The organism is Pedobacter sp. Hv1 (assembly GCF_001412215.1).
Lineage (GTDB): Bacteria > Bacteroidota > Bacteroidia > Sphingobacteriales > Sphingobacteriaceae > Pedobacter.
The window spans coordinates 1-2,729 of sequence record NZ_LLWP01000022.1 but is presented as its reverse complement, the minus strand read 5'-3'; the positions used below and the strand labels follow the sequence as shown (position 1 = coordinate 2,729).

Below are 2,729 nucleotides of genomic sequence, written 5' to 3'. Positions count from 1 at the left end.
GCCTGTGCTTCGGTGGCATCTGCATCGGTAACGGTCAACGCACAGCCTGCAACACCGGCACAGCCAACATTGAGCGCCATTACCCAACCTACCTGTGCTACGGCAACAGGAAGTTTTGCCATCACCAATTATGACCCTGCCTACACCTATACCGTTAGCCCTTCGGTTGGGGTAACCATAACAGGAAACACCATTACCGCACCGGCAGGAAGCTATACCGTAACCGCTACATTGGGTGCCTGTGCTTCGGTGGCTTCAGCTGATGTAACCATTAATGCACAGCCTGCAACATCTGTACAGCCAACATTGAGTGCAGTTGCCCAACCTACCTGTGCTACGGCAACTGGAAGTTTTACCATCACCAATTATGATGCAGCCTATACCTATACCGTTAGCCCTTCGGTTGGGGTAACCATAGTCGGAAACACCATTACCGCACCGGCAGGAAGCTATACCGTAACCGCTACTTTAGGCGCATGTGCCTCCGTGGCATCTGCATCGGTAACGGTCAACGCACAGCCTGCAACACCTGTACAGCCAACATTGGGTGCAGTTGCCCAACCTACCTGTGCTACGGCAACTGGAAGCTTTACCATCACCAATTATGACCCTGCCTACACCTATACCGTTAGCCCTTCGGTTGGGGTAACCATAGTCGGAAACACCATTACCGCACCGGCAGGAAGCTATACCGTAACCGCTACATTGGGTGCCTGTGCTTCGGTGGCTTCAGCTGATGTAACCATTAATGCACAGCCTGCAACACCGGCACAGCCAAACGTAAGTGTAATACAACCTAATTGTAATAATTCTACTGGAACAATTACAATCACTAGTCCAACTGGTGCTACATTGCAATACAGTTTAGATGGTGGTACTTATCAAATCGCTACTACATTTACCAATGTTGTGGTTGGTAACCATAACATTACCGCTAAAGACACCAATACTGGTTGTGTATCTGTGGTAAGATCCGTATCCATAATCGAGGCTCCAGAATGTCCTGGAATAGAATTAACCAAGGCAGGTAGTCTCAGTGCCGATGGCAAAACAATTACCTATACTTTCACATTTACCAATCTTGGAAACACACCATTAAATGTAACCTTAACCGATGCCAAATTAGGAATAGCCAATGAGCTTGTAACTCCAAATCTTGCTCCAAACACAAGCATTATTGTTACTAAAACTTATCATGTAACACAAAGCGATACAGATAATGGAGAAGTATTTAATAGTGCTGCAGCGGCTGGAACAACTCCGCTAGGTGTTACAATAGGCGATATGGATAGCTCAACAATTCTTATTCCCCAAACACCAGCTATCAGTATTGAGAAATCTGGTGTATTAAGTGCCGATGGAAATACAGTTAATTATACATTTAAAGTAACCAATACAGGTAATGTTACTTTAAGAAATATTACCATTAGTGATACCAAACTAGGTATTATCAATCAAGTAATTACAATTCCCATAGGCGGCCTTGCACCAAACGGAATGGCTACAGGCACAGCAAGCTATACCGTAAGCCAAGCTGATAAGGATTTGGGTAAGGTAACCAATACTGCTACAGTTGCAGCAGACGATCCACTGGACAATCCAGTAAATGATACCCAGTCTGATGACCCAAATACCGCTACTCCAGACGATCCTACGGTAGTTCCACTATTACCATCAAATGTATCGGTAGTTAAATCTGTTGATAATCTTACACCTAATGTGGGCAGTAATGTAGTATTTACCATTCTTGCTGCTAACGCAGGACCTAGTAGTGCTGCTAATATAGTGGTAAACGATGTGCTTCCTACCGGATACACCTTCATATCAGCTACCCCATCAGTTGGAACCTATACAGGTGGAGTTTGGACAATAGGCAGCTTGGGCAATGGAGTTAGTGCCACACTTGCCATTACCGCCAAGGTAAATGCTACAGGTAATTATGCAAATACGGCAACAATTACTACAACAACTCCAGATGGCGACCCTACCAATAATACATCTACTATAACCCCGGTACCTGTTGCCCTAGCCGATGTTTCCATTACAAAGGTGGCTAGCAATAGTACACCTAATGTGGGCAGCAACATTACCTTTACCCTCACTACCAACAACAATGGACCTAGCGATGCAACCGGGGTCAGCGTAAGCGACCTATTGCCAAGCGGATATACCTTTGTTTCTGCTAGCCCTTCTACAGGAACCTATAACAACACAACTGGTATCTGGAACATTGGAACCCTAACAAATGGTGCCAGTGCAACCATCGATATCATAGCTACGGTAAAAGCTTCTGGAAGTTATGCCAATACTGCTATGATTACAGCAACACAAACTGATCCTACACCTACCAACAATACCGCTACAAGTACGCCAACCCCAGTACTTGTTGCAGATGTGGCCATTACAAAAACATCAAGTAATCCTATGCCAAACGTAGGCAGCAACGTAACCTTTACACTAGCCGCTAACAACAACGGACCAAGCGATGCAACCGGAGTAAACGTAACTGACCTCTTGCCTAACGGATACACCTTCGTATCGGCCAACCCTACTACCGGAACCTATAACAACACAACTGGTATCTGGAACATTGGAACCCTAACAAATGGAACCAGTGCAACCATCGATATCGTAGCTACGGTAAAAGCTTCTGGAAGTTATGCCAATACTGCTACGATTACAGCAACACAAACTGATCCTACACCTACCAACAATACCGCTACAAGTAC

Annotated in this window: 1 pseudogene; it reads left to right on the top strand. The window is 45.2% G+C overall.

What is annotated here, in order from left to right:
• A pseudogene (locus AQF98_RS21755) lies at positions 1-2,729 on the top strand (hypothetical protein); the annotation flags it as partial.